Annotated in this window: 16 protein-coding genes and 2 tRNA genes; 6 read left to right on the top strand and 12 right to left on the bottom strand. The window is 31.4% G+C overall.

The window, feature by feature from the left end:
* Positions 1 to 3: 3 nt before the first annotated feature.
* Together OC526_RS02280 and OC526_RS02275 are read right to left on the bottom strand one after the other, a co-directional pair.
* Entirely contained in the window at positions 4 to 858 is an 855-nt protein-coding gene (locus tag OC526_RS02280) for a DegV family protein (protein WP_262121922.1), read from the bottom strand.
* Between the two features lie 37 nt (positions 859 to 895).
* On the bottom strand, positions 896 to 1,675 hold the full coding sequence (locus tag OC526_RS02275) for an MBL fold metallo-hydrolase (protein ID WP_262121920.1): 780 nt from the start codon (positions 1,673 to 1,675) through the stop codon (positions 896 to 898).
* Between the two features lie 77 nt (positions 1,676 to 1,752).
* Between OC526_RS02275 and OC526_RS02270 the strand changes: the two genes are divergently transcribed.
* Positions 1,753 to 2,241 carry an aminoacyl-tRNA deacylase gene (locus tag OC526_RS02270; protein ID WP_262121918.1) on the top strand — a complete coding sequence of 163 codons (489 nt, stop codon included), beginning with the start codon at positions 1,753 to 1,755 and terminating at the stop codon, positions 2,239 to 2,241.
* The gene (locus OC526_RS02265) at positions 2,234 to 2,851 is read left to right on the top strand and encodes a hypothetical protein (RefSeq protein ID WP_262121915.1); all 618 of its coding nucleotides are present in this window, start codon (positions 2,234 to 2,236) and stop codon (positions 2,849 to 2,851) included. Before OC526_RS02270 ends, OC526_RS02265 begins: the two co-directional genes overlap by 8 nt.
* A gap of 64 nt (positions 2,852 to 2,915) precedes the next feature.
* On the opposite strand, the gene OC526_RS02260 is transcribed toward OC526_RS02265, so the two are convergent.
* The 6 genes from OC526_RS02260 to OC526_RS02235 form a co-directional block, all read right to left on the bottom strand.
* Positions 2,916 to 3,278, bottom strand: coding sequence for a class II SORL domain-containing protein (locus OC526_RS02260; RefSeq protein ID WP_262121912.1), 363 nt, complete (start codon positions 3,276 to 3,278; stop codon positions 2,916 to 2,918).
* A gap of 72 nt (positions 3,279 to 3,350) precedes the next feature.
* Positions 3,351 to 4,643, bottom strand: a complete 1,293-nt coding sequence (hisS, locus tag OC526_RS02255) for a histidine--tRNA ligase (RefSeq protein WP_262121910.1) — start codon at positions 4,641 to 4,643, stop codon at positions 3,351 to 3,353.
* A gap of 44 nt (positions 4,644 to 4,687) precedes the next feature.
* Positions 4,688 to 5,971: a branched-chain amino acid transport system II carrier protein gene (brnQ, locus tag OC526_RS02250; protein ID WP_262121907.1), complete on the bottom strand. Its 1,284-nt coding sequence runs from the start codon at positions 5,969 to 5,971 to the stop codon at positions 4,688 to 4,690.
* 64 nt (positions 5,972 to 6,035) lie between these two features.
* The gene (locus OC526_RS02245; RefSeq protein ID WP_262121906.1) at positions 6,036 to 6,713 is read right to left on the bottom strand and encodes a DUF6873 family GME fold protein; all 678 of its coding nucleotides are present in this window, start codon (positions 6,711 to 6,713) and stop codon (positions 6,036 to 6,038) included.
* Positions 6,714 to 6,763: 50 nt separating this feature from the next.
* A tRNA-Cys gene (locus OC526_RS02240) sits at positions 6,764 to 6,837 on the bottom strand.
* A 323-nt stretch (positions 6,838 to 7,160) separates the two neighbouring features.
* A tRNA-Gly gene (locus tag OC526_RS02235) sits at positions 7,161 to 7,235 on the bottom strand.
* A 202-nt stretch (positions 7,236 to 7,437) separates the two neighbouring features.
* Between OC526_RS02235 and OC526_RS02230 the strand changes: the two genes are divergently transcribed.
* Both OC526_RS02230 and OC526_RS02225 read left to right on the top strand, forming a co-directional pair.
* Positions 7,438 to 8,067, top strand: a complete 630-nt coding sequence (locus OC526_RS02230; RefSeq protein WP_262121904.1) for an ATP-binding cassette domain-containing protein — start codon at positions 7,438 to 7,440, stop codon at positions 8,065 to 8,067.
* Positions 8,060 to 8,851 carry an ABC transporter permease gene (locus OC526_RS02225; RefSeq protein WP_262121902.1) on the top strand — a complete coding sequence of 264 codons (792 nt, stop codon included), beginning with the start codon at positions 8,060 to 8,062 and terminating at the stop codon, positions 8,849 to 8,851. Before OC526_RS02230 ends, OC526_RS02225 begins: the two co-directional genes overlap by 8 nt.
* 165 nt (positions 8,852 to 9,016) lie before the next feature.
* On the opposite strand, the gene OC526_RS02220 is transcribed toward OC526_RS02225, so the two are convergent.
* Genes OC526_RS02220 through OC526_RS02210 form a run of 3 tightly spaced genes read right to left on the bottom strand, consistent with a single transcriptional unit; the run spans position 9,017 to position 13,099 of the window.
* Positions 9,017 to 10,906 (bottom strand): ABC transporter ATP-binding protein, encoded by a 1,890-nt coding sequence (locus OC526_RS02220; RefSeq protein WP_262121899.1) that lies wholly within the window; start codon positions 10,904 to 10,906, stop codon positions 9,017 to 9,019.
* Positions 10,899 to 12,659: an ABC transporter ATP-binding protein gene (locus OC526_RS02215; protein WP_262121896.1), complete on the bottom strand. Its 1,761-nt coding sequence runs from the start codon at positions 12,657 to 12,659 to the stop codon at positions 10,899 to 10,901. Before OC526_RS02215 ends, OC526_RS02220 begins: the two co-directional genes overlap by 8 nt.
* 8 nt (positions 12,660 to 12,667) lie before the next feature.
* On the bottom strand, positions 12,668 to 13,099 hold the full coding sequence (locus OC526_RS02210; RefSeq protein ID WP_262121893.1) for a MarR family winged helix-turn-helix transcriptional regulator: 432 nt from the start codon (positions 13,097 to 13,099) through the stop codon (positions 12,668 to 12,670).
* A gap of 106 nt (positions 13,100 to 13,205) precedes the next feature.
* Here OC526_RS02210 and OC526_RS02205 point away from each other — a divergent pair, with 106 nt between their 5' ends.
* Positions 13,206 to 14,111: an AAA family ATPase gene (locus tag OC526_RS02205; RefSeq protein WP_262121891.1), complete on the top strand. Its 906-nt coding sequence runs from the start codon at positions 13,206 to 13,208 to the stop codon at positions 14,109 to 14,111.
* Positions 14,104 to 15,822, top strand: a complete 1,719-nt coding sequence (locus tag OC526_RS02200) for a hypothetical protein (protein WP_262121888.1) — start codon at positions 14,104 to 14,106, stop codon at positions 15,820 to 15,822. Before OC526_RS02205 ends, OC526_RS02200 begins: the two co-directional genes overlap by 8 nt.
* A gap of 19 nt (positions 15,823 to 15,841) precedes the next feature.
* Here the strand turns inward: OC526_RS02200 and murJ are convergent, their stop codons facing one another.
* Positions 15,842 to 17,473: a murein biosynthesis integral membrane protein MurJ gene (gene murJ / locus OC526_RS02195; protein WP_262121885.1), complete on the bottom strand. Its 1,632-nt coding sequence runs from the start codon at positions 17,471 to 17,473 to the stop codon at positions 15,842 to 15,844.
* Positions 17,474 to 17,525 lie beyond the last annotated feature (52 nt).

Raw genomic sequence — 17,525 nt, 5'->3', positions numbered from 1 at the left:
TAATTAATCTAATTTGAATAATCCAAAACCAAAAAGTCCTGGTCCGGTATTGGCTCCTAGGGTTGGTGAGATTTGAATCCTATATGTTCTTCTTGCGCTAGCTATTACATCTGAAAATATGTCTTCTAACTTTTCCATTCCTTCTTCATAACCACCATGGCCTATATAAAAGTAATAGTCTTTTACATTTTCTAACTCTCTTGCCGCTATTTTTTTAAATTCATTTAAAACTTTTTTCTCACCTCTAGTTATTTTAAAAAGTTTAAAATGACTTTCTTCTGGATTTATACATATGATTGGCTTTACTGATAAGGCGTCTCCAATTTTACCAAAAGATCTTGGCACACGTCCCCCAGCTACTAAATATTTGAAAGTGTCTAGGGCAAAAAATACTTTAGAATCTTCTTTTTTTGCATTGAGCTTTTCTATTATTTGCTCAAATCCATAACCCTCATCTACAAGTTCTTTTGCATAAATTGCAAAAATTCCCTCAGATAAGGTTAGGTTTCCGCTATCAAAAACATAGATTTCAAGCCCATCCATTTTCATCATATTAAATAAATTGTAGGTTGATGAAAAATTCGCACCAATACTGATTGCTATCACTTTTTCATAGCCATCATTTTTAATTTGTTCTAAAATTTCATGTAAATCTCCAGGTGATGCCGTACTTGTTTTTGGAATAGAGTCGGACTCTTTCATCCAAGTATAAAATTCATCTGGGCTAATTTCTTTTCTATCTTTATAGTACTTGCTATCCAGATTTACATACAAAGGCAAAAGATAAATCCCCATTTCTTCTGCTAATTTTATATCTATATCAGATGCAGTATCTGTTAATATTGCTATCTTTTCCATAATACTCCTTAAGTTCAATAACTATATCATATTATTCCTAGTTATCTGTGTCTATAACAAATTTTTGATTTTCCTTAGTTATCTCCCTAACATCAGTGTTTTCATAAGAAAAATCTCCTTTAAATTTCTTGCTAATTTCAAAATTGTCAGCAAAATGCATCGGAAAAAATATTTGAGGTTCTACTTCTTTTATAAATATATCTCCACCTTTAAAGTAATTTTCTTCAAGCCTCGGATCTACTGGGAAAAATGCAATATCAACTGGTTGATTTTTGATTTTTTCTACTTCTATCATAAAATCATCATGTTCTTTTTGCATAGTTTCTTTGTCATTGCGTGGCCAAGCCCAAAAATTTAAGTCACCAGCATGGAAAATACTCATATCATCTACATAAAGTAAAATAGAGATACCTCTATCGGTTGAACCAAAAGTTTTAATTTTTAGTTTTTCTCCATTATTTAATTTTATATTAAAGGTCTTATTTTTGTTTACAAAGTGTACATTTTTAGAATTATACAAGCTTTTTAACTGGTCCATAGAAAGCTTGTTGTCCCTTATATATATAATATTTTCATTGGAAGGCAATTTACCAATATCTGAGCTTAAAATATAAGTTTTGTTCTCCATATTTGGTACTTTTAGGATTTCAGATGTGTAGTGGTCGCTATGGGCGTGGGTTGAAACAAATACCACTTGCTTATTTTCAGGAATATCTAAAAGACCCTTGTAATAATCAAAAATAATAAATAAATCTTTAGTTTCCACAGTATAGCAAGAGTGGTAAACATAGGTAATTATAATTCCGTTATTCATCATATCTCTCCATTCTTTAAAAATTTATACCCATAAAGAGATTAATATTCGAGTATAATGTGAAAAAGGAAGTGATTTTTATGAAAAAAGAAGTAAAAACAAATGCAATGCGTACCTTGGATAATTTAGATATTCCCTATGAACACATAGATTATGGTTTTGAAGGAGAATTTAAATCTACCGTTGAGCTTACAGAAGAAACCCACCAAGACATCAGTTTGGTTTATAAAACTCTAGCTACAATTTCAAATACTAAAGATATTTATATTTTTGTAATACCAGGAGCTGAAAATATAGATTTTAAAAAGGCCAGCAAATGTGTAGGAGTAAAATCTCTTGAAATGCTACCACTAAAAGATCTTAAATCTAAAATCGGCTATGAAAGAGGAGCGACAACAAGTCTTGCAATGAAAAAAGAATATGAAGTTGTAATTGATGAAAGCGCCAAATACCACGAATTCATAAAAGTTTCTGCTGGAAAAGTTGGCCATAGTATAAAAATAAAAGCAGATGATTTGGCCAAGGCAAATGGCGGAAAATTTTTTGATGTAATACAAAATAATGATTGATATAAAAAAACATAAAGACTATATAAAATTTTCTTTTAATAATGATGAAAATAATTTTAGGTTAAGGCTTTTAGTTACCCTATCCCCGATATTTATAGCTTGCTTTGATAATGGCAATGAAGAATTGGAGTTTTTAAAAGATACAATTAAAAATTCAAATTTTACCTACGGACTTTATCCGAATTTTTTTGAAGAATTTTCTAAGAAAAAATATTTCGAAGACTATAGTAAACTAAGTCCAAATGAAGATATAATTTTAAATCCTGATGGATTTATAGATTTTTATATAAATCCCATGGATGAAAAATATATAGTTGCCCTGAAAACTCTAATTGAATCATTAATTATAAACGAAAAATCAAATAAATATTGGACAGAGTTTTTTAAAAAAATCCGCAATGATATTGTAATTAATGGCAGAAGATCAATTCTTGCAAATGGTATCCAAGGATTTTACTTAAACAAATACGTTTTGGTTTGGATGATAGACTTGTGCGACTATATAAAAATAAATAATCCAGAATATTATCAAAATCTTATCCCTATTTATGAACTTTCAAGCAATTTGAAGACAATTAAAGATAGCAATATAAATCTCCCAGTAAATTAGTTTTGGGAGATTTTTTGCATTAAAAAATCAGACAAGAATTTCTTGCCTGACTTTAAAAACTAAATTAGTTTAATTCTGCAGAATTTTCCCATAAGCCGTGAATATTGCAGTAGCTTAGAGCGTAGATTGTACCTTTTTTATCTGCTTTTATGTATCCTGTTGCACATGGAACTGTAAATAAATCTTCTTCGCCGTGAGCTGTAAATTCAGATGATGCAATTTCAACTGGGAATTGTGATCCTTCTGGTTTGAAGAAAACTTTAATCCATGCAATGTGGTGTTCAAAAGTATTTGGGTGTTCGATTTCACTACCAACTGATGCTCTTATTCTTACTTTGCCGTTGTCAACACTTTCAAAATCAATTTCTGGTACGTGTTTTTCGCTTGCCCAATCACCAGTTTGTACTGTTTCTGTTAATTTACTCATATGTACCTCCAAAAATTTTTGATAAATTATTATCCATTACCAATATATCAGGAATTGGAAATAAAATCAATCCTAAAAATCCAATTCCTCTATATTTTTATTAAACTGTTCTCCACTTTCCATATTTTTGATGGATACTTGATTTTTGGATACTTCTTCTTCACCAATTATTACGGCATATTTTGCATTTATTTTATCTGCATAATTTATTTTTTTCTTAAATTTACCATCTTCTAAGAAAATATCTGCCTTTTTGCCTTGGTCTTTCAGCTTCTTTAGAACATCTATTGCATAAAAATGATATTCCTTATCCATTGGTAGGATAAGAAAATCAATTTTTGATGATTTTTCTTCTTCAACCAATCCAAGTTCTTGAAGTTGGTAAAATAATCTTGTAAGTCCTATTGACATTCCAACTCCTGGTAAGTTTTGTTTGGTAAAGTTGCTAGCAAGATTTTCATATCTACCACCTGAACATACTGAACCTATTGATTCGTAACCATTTATAAAGGTTTCATAAACTGTAGATGTGTAATAATCAAGACCACGAGTAATGGCTAAATCGATTTTGATATTTTTATCATCTATTCCAAATTTGATCATGTAATCATAAAGGGTTTTTAATTCTTCCAGGCCTTCTTTAAATAAATCATTATCAGCAAAACCTGCTAAATTATCTAAAATCTCAGTATTTTGATTATCTGCATTTATAAATTCTAGGGTTTTATTAGCCTTATCTTCGCCAATTATTTCTGTAAGAAGTGTCTTGGTTTTATCTATTCCAATCTTATCTTTTTTATCAATAGTTCTTAAAACCTCAGTGCTATCCTCAATTTCAAGAGATTTGAAAAATCCATTTAATAATTTTCTATTATTGATGTGAAACGTAATATTTGGAAAATTTATTCTATTAAAGGCTTCAAAGATTACCCTAGCAAGCAATGCATCATTATAGATAGCTAGGTCATTGTGACCAATAATATCAATATCAGCTTGGTAAAATTCCTTGTACCTACCCTTTTGATTACGCTCCCCACGGTAAACTTTGCCAATTTGATAGCGTTTAAAAGGGAAATTTAGGTCTGATAAGTGTTCTGAAACATATCTTGCAAGTGGAACTGTAAGGTCAAAACGTAAGCTCATATCTTTTGAATCACTTGCTATTTCAAAAATTTGCTTTTCAGTTTCTCCACCACCTTTTGCAAATAAAATTTCATTTTTTTCTATTACAGGTGTATCTATTGCTAAAAATCCATAATCTTTAAAAGTATCTTCAATTGTATTTTTCATCCTGTCAAAAACTGCTTGGCTATCTGGAAGTAGCTCCATTACACCAGCAATTGTTGAAGGTTTAATAATATCCATCTATTCTCTCCTAGGCTTTTTTTCAATTATAACATAAATAAATATTAGACTAAAGTTTGACTTTTTTCTCTTTTAAAAATCCCTATTATAAATAAAATTATAAATGGCAACAACCAAGGAAAACCATAATCGTACAGTGGTAGCCAAGCTAAATTATTTTCCATACTAATTCCTAAGTTTTGATCTAACATTGATACATACATGATAAAAGTCTGAAGAAAAGAAATAATTCCTGTTACAGTAAATATAATTTTTCTTAGATTTTTATTAAAATCATAATTTAGCAAATTAAATATAATCATTAGCAAAACTAAGGGATAAACAAAGGTTAAAAGTGGCAGTGTAAAATTAATTATCCCATCAACCCCAACCATTGAAAGAATTATTGAACAAATTGTTATTATTATCGCTGTAATATTGTAGGAAATTTTATCATTAAAAATTTTGATAAACATATCTGAAATTGAACTAGTAAGTCCTACAGAAGTTGTAAAACAGGCCAAAACTATAATTGCAGCCAAGACATATTTTCCAAAAGAACCCATTATTGTATTTGCAATTACAATTAAAAGTTCAACACGAGAATTAATTTCTGGATGATATTCAGTACTAGTTGCCCCAAGGTATGTAAGTGATAGATAAACTAAAATCAGACCTGCTGCCGCAATTAAGATTACCTGGATAGATTTTTTCTTTAAGTTGTTTCCATATCCTTTTTCAACTAGCGATTTAATTATGATTGGAGCAAATACAATTGCAGCCAAGGCATCCATAGTGTTATAGCCTTCTATAATTGATTTTGTAAAAGTAAATGGCTTAGTTAGTGAGCTCATCTCAGGCTTTCCAATAGGATTCAAAATCCCAGAAATAATCATAAAAAATAAAACTATTAGTAAAAGTGGTGTCAGATATTTTCCAATTACATCAATTACCTTGTTATCAGTTAGTATAAATATTAACGTTAGAGAAAAAAATAAAATTATAAATAAATTATAGGAAATATTTATTCCTGAGGCCATCATAACCTCACCACTAGTGGCCCCGGTACGTGGAATCGCCCCAAGAGGTCCAATAACAACAGCAATTATTAATAAAATAAGATTGCCTAATTTTTCTCCACCAATCTTTGTAAATTCTTTTATATTTCCATTTTTCTTTGCCATGGAGTAAACAGCAACTGAAGCAAGCCCTACTCCTGTTAATATAAATCCAATGCTCGCAATAAGCCAATTTGACCCGTAAGTCCTACCCAAAAATGGCGGGAAAATTAGGTTTCCTGCTCCAAAAAATAAAGAAAATAATGCAAATCCTATAAATAAAATATCCAAAATAAAACTCCTACAATTATAAAAATATTTATAATTATACTTTTATTTTTATAATTATCTATTGTTAGCAAAATAAAATTGATCCAGTATCAATTAAGTCGCAGTTTTTTGGATATAAAAGATCAATACCAGATTTGCTAGCTTCATCTCTAATTATTTCATAACTATTTAATTTTTCTATATTTCCATTAAAAATCAAAGTATTATCAAAAAATCCACAGGTCCCACCCAAAAATCCATTATCAAATCCATCAAGGGGAATATTTTCTTTTTTTAGCAGGACAAGGTCGATTTTATCTTTAAGAGCCTTATAGATTCCAAAATCACTTGTCAAAACTTTATCCCCCATAGGAACTATTGAGCAACGACTATAAGCTTGTTTTACAAAATAATGTTTAAAACTATTATCTCTTAGAAAAGCTAATATGTTTTTTTCGCTAATATCATTATGTATATAAAAGTCAGATCCCTTATAAATATTATAGATAGAATCATAGGGATATTTACATGCCACACTCTCTCCAGCTATAAGATTTATATGAGAAATTTTATCTTGATAGTAGTTAAAAACATTCTTATCAACAATCATATTTTCACCATCAAGTCTAAAAATCGACAAATCAGGATGGTCAGCAATCCTAGGATCAAGATTTGGATTGTCTATTGTTTCAATAAAGTCAAAATTATTTTTTTGTAAAAATTCTTTAAATTCATTTGTAGATTTGTGACTGATAATAAACATAAAGCTCCTCAATAAAAAAACTCTCATTATTCAAAATGAGAGTTGAAATTTGGAGGCGCCACCCAGATTTGAACTGGGGATAAAGGTGTTGCAGACCTCTGCCTTACCACTTGGCTATGGCGCCATAAAAAAGCCCGTCCGGCTAAATGAGGACCCTCCATGGAATGGTCGTGCAAAGCACGAAGCCCGTCCGGCTAGGTGAGGACCCTCCATGGAATGGTCGTGCAAAGCTCGAAGCCCGTCCGGCTAGTTGAGGACCCTCCATGGAATGGTCGTGCAAAGCACGAAAGTCCATTTACCTAGTTAAGGACTATCTTCTTTTAAAAACAAAAACAACCAAGAAACGAGCAATTATTCTATCATAAGAACAATTAACGCCACCTGGTATTTTCGATTAATTGATATTCTACTATTATAATAAAATATCGACCGCCATTTGGCGTGAAATGGAGCGGATGACGAGATTCGAACTCGCGACCCTCGCCTTGGCAAGGCGATGCTCTACCACTGAGCCACATCCGCATGTACTAATATAGTATACAACTAAAATTCGCTTTTGTAAAGTTTTTTTGATTTTTTCTTAATTTAAATTTGATGTTTTCTTAAATTTGAATACCTATTTATTCTAAGCTTTATAAGTTTATTTGTCAAATTCTATTCTTGCAATTTACCCTGATTATTATACAATATATTAGATAAATATTATAAATGAATTGAGGATATTATGTTTAAATTTGAACATGTTAAATATAAGGACATCATCGATATTGATGATCTGACTATCAATCTCGGTGAGGTTACTTGTATCATAGGACCCAGTGGGTCTGGCAAGTCAACTTTGCTTAGACTTATAAATAAATTAATTTCTCCAACATCAGGGACTATCAGTCTAAATGGGGAAAATATTGCACATATGAACTCGGTTGAATATAGGAGAAAAATTCCTATGCTTTCCCAAAGTCCTGTAAGCTTTCCTGGAAGCATTCGTGAAAATCTACTAATGGGTAGAAAATTTCAAGGTAAAGATGATCTGGCTGATAGTGAGCTTGAAAAAGCCTTGGATAAAGTTAGTCTTGATGAACCCCTTGATAAAAATATCGAAAATTTATCTGGTGGTGAGCAACAAAGGGTTTCTATTGCAAGGCTAATGCTTTTAGATTCTGATATTTATTTGCTAGATGAGCCTTCATCTGCCCTCGATGATATCACCGAAGATTTTGTTATAAAATCAATGGTCGACATGGCTAAATCTCAAAATAAAACTATTATCTATGTCACACACTCAAACTCTATGGCAGATAAATATAGCGATAGAATTATAAAAATTGTTGATGGGAGGGTTTATAATGGATAAGTCAGTAATAAATTTGACCAATAGCCAAATGCTTTTAACCTATGTATTTGTAATTATAGCCATGGTTATTACATCCTTTAATGGGCTAAATAGAAATAAAGAATTTATAATAGGCACTATTAGGATGACCGTACAGCTTTTTATAGCTGGTTTTGTTTTAGTTTATATTTTTGATAGCTCATCTATTGTTTTATCAACACTGATGATTCTTTTAATGGAATTTTTTGCAATCTTTAATATTGTTTCAACTAAAAAGGGCCAATTATCAAAAGGCTTAATCGGATCAATAGTTATTGCCCAACTTATAGGTACAATTTTTACCCTAATATTTTTCCTAATACTTGTTGTAAGACCAAATCCAATTTATGACCCACAATATTTAATACCACTTGGGGGAATGATTATCGGAAACTCAATGACTGGTATAAATCTTGCCCTAAATCAAATGTTAAAATCAATTGAAAATAAAAGAGTAAATATAGAAGGAGCTTTGATGCTTGGAGCATCTCCTCGCATGGCTATGGATAAGATTATCCAAGATGCTTTTGATACGGCTATTACTCCAAGCCTAAATGGGATAAAGAATATGGGAATTATTACTCTACCTGGTATGATGACCGGTCAGATTTTAGGTGGTGTTTCTCCCCTAATCGCCATAAGATACCAAATTGCAATTATGACTGCGATTTTAAGTTCTGTAACAATTTGCGTATTCTTTTTCTTACGTTTTGGTTATAAAAGATTCTTTAACAACCAATGCCAATTAGTGGCAAATGAAAAATAAAACACAAAAGAGCACCTAAGGGTGCTCTTTTTATGTAAGTCATAGGGTTGCGAAATTCTTTGTCCTTACATTATTTATATATCCGAATTACACACTTAATAAGTAAAATTATGGTAAAAACAATATAAAACTTATGTAAAAAATCGCCCAAAAATGAGCGATTTTTTAGTCAAGTTCCAAAGCACCAGTATATAATTGATAATATGTGCCGCGTTTTTTGATTAATTCATCGTGGCTACCTCTTTCTATAATTCTACCTTGCTCCATAACCATGATTACATCAGCATTTTGAATTGTAGAAAGTCTGTGGGCTATAACTATAGAAGTAGATCCTTCCATAAGTTTGTCCATAGCTTTTGTAACTTTTATTTCAGTTGTTGTGTCAATTGAGCTTGTCGCCTCATCCAAAATAAGCATTGGAGGATTTGCAACCGCTGCTCTTGATATAGATATTAACTGGTTTTGTCCATCTGAAAGTGATGATCCATCTCCATTAATTTCTGTTTCATATCCCTCTGGCAGTCTACTTATAAATCCATTTGCTCCTGCAAGTTTAGCTGCTTCTAAGATTTCTTCTTGGCTTGCATCTAATTTTCCGTATCTGATATTTTCATTAACATTTTCTGTAAATAAATTGACATCTTGAAGCACCATACCAAAGGCTTTTCTTAGATGGTCTTTTTTAATATTTCTTGTATCAATGCCATCAATCTTAATTGAACCCTCATCGATTTCGTAAAATCTAGTTATTACATTGGTTATGGTAGTTTTTCCAGCTCCAGTTGAGCCTACAAAGGCGATTTTTTCACCTGGATTTGCATAAAATGTTACATCTTTAAGGATTTTATCTTTTCCATTATAAGAAAAATCTACATTTTCAAAGTCAATTCTACCCTCAAGTTGTTTATAAACTCTCTTTCCATCTTCAAGCCATGTCCAAGAATAGCATCTGTCTCCTGTACACTCAATAGCATTGCCATTTTCATCTATACGTGCATTTACTAGTTCTATATAACCAGTGTCTTCTTCAATTGGCATATCGATTATTTCAAATATACGACTTGCTCCAGCCATTGCAGAAAATACTGCATTTGCTTGTTGGGAAATATTTGAAATAGGTGCTTGAAGTTGTCTAGCTGTTGTTAAAAATGTTGCTAAAATACCAACTGTAATATTTCCATTTATAGTGAGAATAACCCCACTTACCGCAAGTATTGCATACATAATATTTATTGAGTTTACTAAAAATGGCATCATTTTTCCTGCATTTACCATTGCTTCTGCCATTGATGATCTTAGGTTTTCTGATTTTTGGTCAAATTCATTAATTATGTCATTTTCCTTATTAAAAACTTTGATAACTTTTTGACCAGACAGCATTTCTTCATCAAAGCCATGGAGTATTGATACATTTTTTTGTGATTCTTTAAATAATCTTCCAGTCTTGCTTACAATATTTTTTAAGACCAAAACCATAATAATAAGTCCTACAAACATTATGAGGGTAAGTATTGGAGAAAGGCTAATCATAACCACAACTGTACCGATAATCATCAAAATCGATCTTATAAGTGTTGGTAATGTTGATGATAGTGACTGAGAAAGTATGTCAGTATCATTTGTAAACCTACTCATTATTTGGCCATGTTGGTTTGTATCAAAAAAGTTTATAGGCATCTTTTGGATTTTGATAAATAAATCATTTCTTAGATTTCTAATTGATCTTTGACCTATGCGGATCATTAGCCTATTGTAAATAAATGTAGTTATTACTGAAACCAGATAAATAATGGCCATTTTTATTACGCCAGCTTTTAGCCCGTCTATATCCCCCTTTAAAATGCTATTGTCTATGATAGGTTGCAACATAGAAATGCCCCAAACTTGGGTGATTGCAGATAATATTACACATACAAAAACAACTACTAATTGCCACTTTTGTTCAAATAGGTAAGCAAAAAGTTTTTTTAGGGAAGTCCAATCGAAACCATGAGATTTTTTGTCGGTAGACATTTCAAATTCTTTTGTTTTGTTTTCTAAATTTTCTTTACTCATCTTCCCCTCCTTTTTGTTGTATATCATAAGTCATTCTATAAATTTCATTTCTATGATAAAGCTCATCAGCAGTTCCAATATCAGATATTTGGCCATTATCCATGATAACAATCCTATCTGCATGGTCAAATGATGAAAGTCTTTGAGAAATGATAATTTGTGTCATATCCTGATTTAGTTTATTAAATCCATCTAGCAGTTTAGCTTCTGTTTTAGTATCAACTGCACTTGTTGAGTTATCAAGGATTAATACTTTCGGTTTTTTAAGTAGAGATCTTGCAATGGTTAGTCTTTGTTTTTGACCACCTGATACTCCTGTACCACCTTGGCCAAGTTCTGATTCGTATCCATCATTTCTTTCCTTGATAAATTCATCTGCTTGGGCAATTTGCCCCATTGCTACTACTTCATCAAAACTAGCATCTGGGTCTCCCCATTTTAAGTTGTCGATAATTGTTCCAGAAAATAAGGTATTTTTTTGTAAAACTATGGTTACAGCATCTCTTAAAGTTTTTAAGTCATAGTCTTTAATGTCACAACCACCTACCCTCAGGCTACCTTCTGTGATGTCATAAAGTCTAGGAATTAATTGGACAAGAGTTGATTTGGCTGAACCAGTTGGACCTAAAATCCCGATTACCTCGCCTGATTTTATATGCAAATCGATATTTTTTAGCTGATAGTTTTCAGAATCTTCTTCGTATTTAAAACTTACATTGTCAAAATCAATTGATCCATCCTCTAAGCTTAGGCCTTCTACCTTGTCTCTATTATCCATAGAAATTTCACGGGTCAATACTTCTTTTACACGGGTAACTGATGGAGAGGCTGCCATTAACATGGTGACTACCATTGATAAACCAATTAGGGAACCTAATAGCATCATGGCATACATATTAAACGAAACAAGGTCTCCTACTCCAAGTCTTCCATTTATAATTTCAATCCCACCAAACCAAGTTAAGGCAACAAAAGCTGCATATAAAATTGCATTTGCTGTTGGGAAAACATAAGAAACTGATCCCTCAGAGCTATCAGCTAATTTAAACATTTCTTCATTTGCCCCGGCAAATTTTTCTATTTCATATTTTTTTCTAACAAAGGCTTTTACAACCCTCATATTGCTTAAGTTTTCTTCAATAACCTGGTTTAATTTGTCATATTGCTTACGAGTTTGCCTAAACTTTGGTATAGCCCTTGACGTGATACTTAATAAAATAAGTACTAATATAGGCATTAATATCAAAAATATAATTGATAACTTTGAGCTAGTATTAAAGGCAAGTATAAAGGAAACTATCGCCATTACTATAGTTTTTATAATAAATCTTGTTGTCATAAAGGTTGATTGGGATAGGGACTGCATATCTGTTGTTAATCTTGTTAAAAGTGATGGTACTCCAAAATATTCAAAATCCTCAAAAGCAAAATCTTGAATTTGTCTAAATTGTGCCTTTCTAACATTATTAGAAAGTCCAGTAGATGTAAGACCTGCATTTTTTGAAGCTTTTGTACCTGTAAACATAGATAATAGGGATAAAACAATAATTATAAGACCATATTTTAAAGCCTGGCTTGGATCTTTTTGATAAATTACTTCATTTAAAATAATCCCCATTACAGCAGGAATTAAAAGTTCAAAAATAGTTTCTAAAACTGTCATAAGCATAGAAATTATTCTGTTTTTCCTATATTGATTTAAATACTGCTTTAGATAGGAATAAGCATCATTAAATTCTTTTAAGCTGTTCATATTACCTCCTAATTTATATTATTTTCTAAAGTTGCTATTAATTGATTTAGATTTTCTTTGATTAATTTTATATCTGTTTCTCCCAAGTCATCATATATTTTTTGGTTGGATAAGGATAAGGCTTCATTTATTTTTCTTACTTCATCTTCTCCTTTTTTTGTCAAAACCAATGTTTTTACACGCTTATCAAATTCTGACCCCTCCATAGTAATAAGATCATGTTCTTTTAAATTTAAAATTATACTATTTATAGTTTGCTTGGGCATTTGAAGTTTATTTACCAAATCCTTTTGGGTTAAGTTTTCGATTTTGTCTATATGAAATAAGATAATACTTTCAAGATTATTCAATCCAAATCTCTCTACTCTCTGCTTATTTAGTACATTAATCTTCCTAAGCATTGAGAAAATATTAAATATTTCGCATGATTTTTCGTCCAATTTGAGACCTCCTCATAAATACTAATATAATATAGTCTATAAATGGACTTTGTCAAGTGAATTTTTGCAAATAAATTGTATAATATTATGGTTAAAAGGAGTAAAAATGATTGAATATTTAGAGAAACAAAATGTTGATAAAAATCTTATAAAACAAGTTGAAATATATAGAGAAAAAAACGGTTTGTTGGATGATCCAAGAGTGAGCGAACCAGAATTCAAATATTATGGTAAGGAAGTACTAGAACAAGCGATTTCAGCCATCCTAGCAGGCAAAAATATTTTGCTAACAGGTGCAAAAGCTACAGGTAAAAACGTACTTTCATCAAATCTAGCATATTTATTTGCCAGACCATCTTGGAATGTTTCCTTCCACGTAAATACTGATTTTAACTCACTTATTGGTTCTGATACTTTTAAGGATGGAGAAGTTGTTTTTAGAAAAGGACCTATCTATGAAGCAGCAACAAAGGGTGGCTTTGCAGTACTTGATGAGATAAATATGGCAAAAAACGAAGCAATTTCTGTTTTGCACGCAACCCTAGACCACAGAAGAATTATAGATTTACCTGGTTATGAAAAAATAAATCTAGATCCAAACACCAGATTTATTGCAACAATGAACTACGGATATGTGGGCACTCGTGAGGTAAACGAAGCTCTTGCCTCAAGATTTATGATTATAAATATGCCAAATATTACTCGCGAGAACTTAAATCAATTATTAATGGATACTTTCCCAAAACTAAAAGAAAAATATAGAAATGCATTTTTGGATATGTTTATCTCCCTTCAATTTAAAAGTGAGAACAATGAAATTTCTACCAAATCCGTAGACCTTCGTGGATTGATTTCTGCAATTGAAACCATGCAAGTGGGATTAAATCCATTTGATGCTATTCTTATGGGGCTTGCCAATAAATCTTTTGATGAATTTGAAAGACAAATTGTAATCGACACCATAAAAACAAAAGTACCACCAAGCATAGAAGAGAGTGTATTTAATGACTGAATCCCTTGATAAAATCCGCGAATATAATATTATTTGGGATTTTGCAAAAAATTATAGGTTCACACCTAATAAATCCTATCCCATGGATGAGGTCTACAAAAATATAATATTTGGATATACCTATAAAACTTTTGATACCAGGATGCTAAATTCATTTTTTGCTTATTTAAATAGGGAAAATCCTTTTTATGAAGAATTCAAATTCATAACAAATCTATTAATAGAAGAAATTTCTTTTAAAGAGATTAGCAAACAAAATTTAGTCATAGGCGACTTGCAAAAAGAGTATGCTAGAAAAAAACTCCACAGGTACAACTACCACCAGCCAGATAATCTTATAGAGCAAATGGAAAAAGCATATTATGGCAAAGTTTTTAATAAACCAATAGTAGAAGGGCCAGTTTTTAGGTCAATTTATGAAGCAATTTTTAAGATCTACACTACAGATACAAATGTTTTAATAGATGAACTTAATGACGTTTTTAAAACTTTTTTCAATTTTGAAAGAGCAAAGGAAGACGAAGAACTTTTTGAAAAAATGGTTGAGGAAAATCAACCACAAGAATTTAAAACTGATGAGGATAGCCCAAAAGAATATAGCGATGAGAATATAGATGAGCAATTTGGCATAGGGGCTGCAGAATTTACCGGCCTAATCTACTATGAAGATAGAAAAGAAGACTTAAATAAAAACTTAATGTTTATGAATTCTTCCCAAGATGACTACCATTCATCTAGCGAATTTATCGAAGATTTTTTCGGAAAACCAATTTTACCACTAGGGCAGATAGAAAAAATCGAAAAAGAAGTAGCAACTGGCATCCATGCCCACAAAAAACTTTACTTTACCAAGGGTGAATACAGCCAAAAACCAAATGCAAGGTTCTATAAAGAAAATAGACGCGAGCAATACGAAAGAAATAAGCGTTATATAGAAAATAATTTTGCAATCAATCATAGGAATATAAATGAACTATCCCTAGCAATTAAAAACTCATTAGCAACCTTTGAAGATTTTGTAGATGTAAGTAAAGATTACGGGATAATAGATCCATCTAAAGTTTGGAAGGCACCTGTAATTCATGATTATGACGTGTTTTTAAACCAAGAAAATGATGATATTACCAAATTTAAGGTAGACTTAATCCTTGATGCATCAGCAAGCCAAATAGAGCGCCAGCATATAGTTGCAAATCAAGCCTATATCATAGAAAAATCAATGGATGAAGCAGGCATTCCTATAAGAGTAACAAGCTTTTCTACCCTACGTGACCATACAATTTTTAATGTTTTTCGTGACTATAATGAAAAACATAAGAATACTGAGATTTACAAATATTTTGCAGCTGGATCCAACCGTGATGGACTTGCCTTTAAAACCCTCCACCACATAATAGACACCCAAGAAGATGTAAGACACATTGTAATTGTCCTTTCGGATGGAAAACCAAATGATGAGAGAGCCAATATTAATACTATAAAAGTTAAAGAAAAAGACCAGTATAAGGACCAAATAGCCGTTGATGATACTGCCTTTGAGGTTCGTAATTTAAGAAATGATAATGTCTCAGTCCTAGGAGTATTTACCGGAGAGGACGAAGATGTGGAAAATGCAAAACTAATTTATAATAGGGATTTTGTTAGGATTACAAATTTAGAAAACTTTAGTAAAATCGTTTCAATCTTTATGAAAAATCAAATATTAAATTAAAAAGCAGGAGGTTTTTTACCTACTGCTTAATTTTTGTCCTAGATTGTCTTTTAGAAGACTTGCGTCTATTAAATTCTCCAAGTGTGTCACCTTTTTGATTTGGTGCTTGGATATGTTTTTGAGCCTTTTTTTTCTTAAAGACCTTGTGGTAAATAATATTTACCAAATTCATTACTTCTGGTATTCTTGCAATTAAAATTAAAAATCCATAAACAATAGCTGCCACTATTATTGCTATAAATAAAGCCAAGATATGTGGCATATTTCCACTTGTTAAACCATAAATACCCCTTGCAGTTAGAGCCATTAGGGATGTTGCAATTGTAATTTTTATTATAGATATAAGGGCGGTTTTAAAGTTAAAGGCCCCAAAATTAGCCCTAAATTTATAAATCATAAGGGCTGAACCAACTATTGTTGAAACAACTGTCGATAATGCAAGACCATTTATAGCAAAGAAATTAATCAAAATCACATTGAAAATAACATTTATAACTTGTTGGATAACCACAATTATAACTGGAGTTTTGGAATCTCCCACGGCATAAAATCCTCGGTCAACTACATCAGATATAGATTGGAAAATTATATATGGTGCGTAGGATGATAATAAACTTGCTACTATTATTGTATCTTCTTGAGTGAAAGCATTTCTTTGGAAAACTAACTCGATAATTGGCTGTGAAAGCACTGACATACCAATAGTTGCTGGTACAACTAGCAATAGTGTTGTTACAACTGATGATGAAATAGATTTTTTCATAGCATTTATCTTGCCAGATTGTCCCAGCTCTGCAATTTGTGGGAAAAGTGCTGTTGTTACTGAAACTGTAATTACCCCTGTAATCAATGTTAGCATTGTTTTTGCATAAAATAGTTTAGAAATAGCGGCTTTACCAAAAAATGCTGAAGCCATAGAGTTGTCTACTATTATTGAAATCTCACCAGCTGCAGATGACACAATTACCGGTATAGCGATAATCATCAGCTGCCTTACATATTTGTTCGATAGATCAATAACCTTTTCATGATGGTAGCCAGCCTTTTTTGTCGCCCTTGGAAATAGTATATATTGGAAGATGTTCCCTAAAAGAGCCCCAATGATTAGTAAATAGACATTACCAGTTTTTCCGGTAAGTACTGTAAATATTATGATTATTATATTCATAATTATCCCAGTTATTGCAGGATTGAAGAAATCTCCCTTAATATTTAAATAGCCCCTAAATACTGCTGAATAAAGATAAGCATAAACTGCAAACATCATTATCCTAGTATAATTAGCTGCTAAATCTAGCCACTGGCCATCTAAGTCTGGAGAGAGTATCTTTGAAAATGGTTTTGCAAAAATCAGGCCCAAAATTAGGGCAACAGTGGCAAATACCATTAAAATATTAAATATATTTGAGGTAAACTTCTCAGCAGAAGCCTGACCCTCTTCGTTTTTTGCCCTATTATAAATTGGGATAAAACCAGAAATAATACCCACTGCTACAAAGTTTGCAACCACCACTGGAAGTGTGTTTGCTGTTGTGTAGATGGATTTTAGTTCACCTGCCCCAATATAATTTGCCATAACCGCTTCTCTTATAAATCCAAAGATTTTTGAGATAATGGTTATGAACATGAGCATAAATGCCGTTTGACCCATAATAACCTCTCTTATTAATTCATCTATTTATTATATCTATAATAAAAATTAA

Origin of the sequence: Anaerococcus sp. Marseille-Q5996 (genome assembly GCF_946893725.1) — a bacterium.
GTDB classification, from domain to species: Bacteria; Bacillota; Clostridia; order Tissierellales; family Peptoniphilaceae; genus Anaerococcus; species Anaerococcus martiniensis.
Note: the sequence above shows the minus strand (reverse complement) of the source record. Positions and strands in the feature narration are given on the sequence as shown.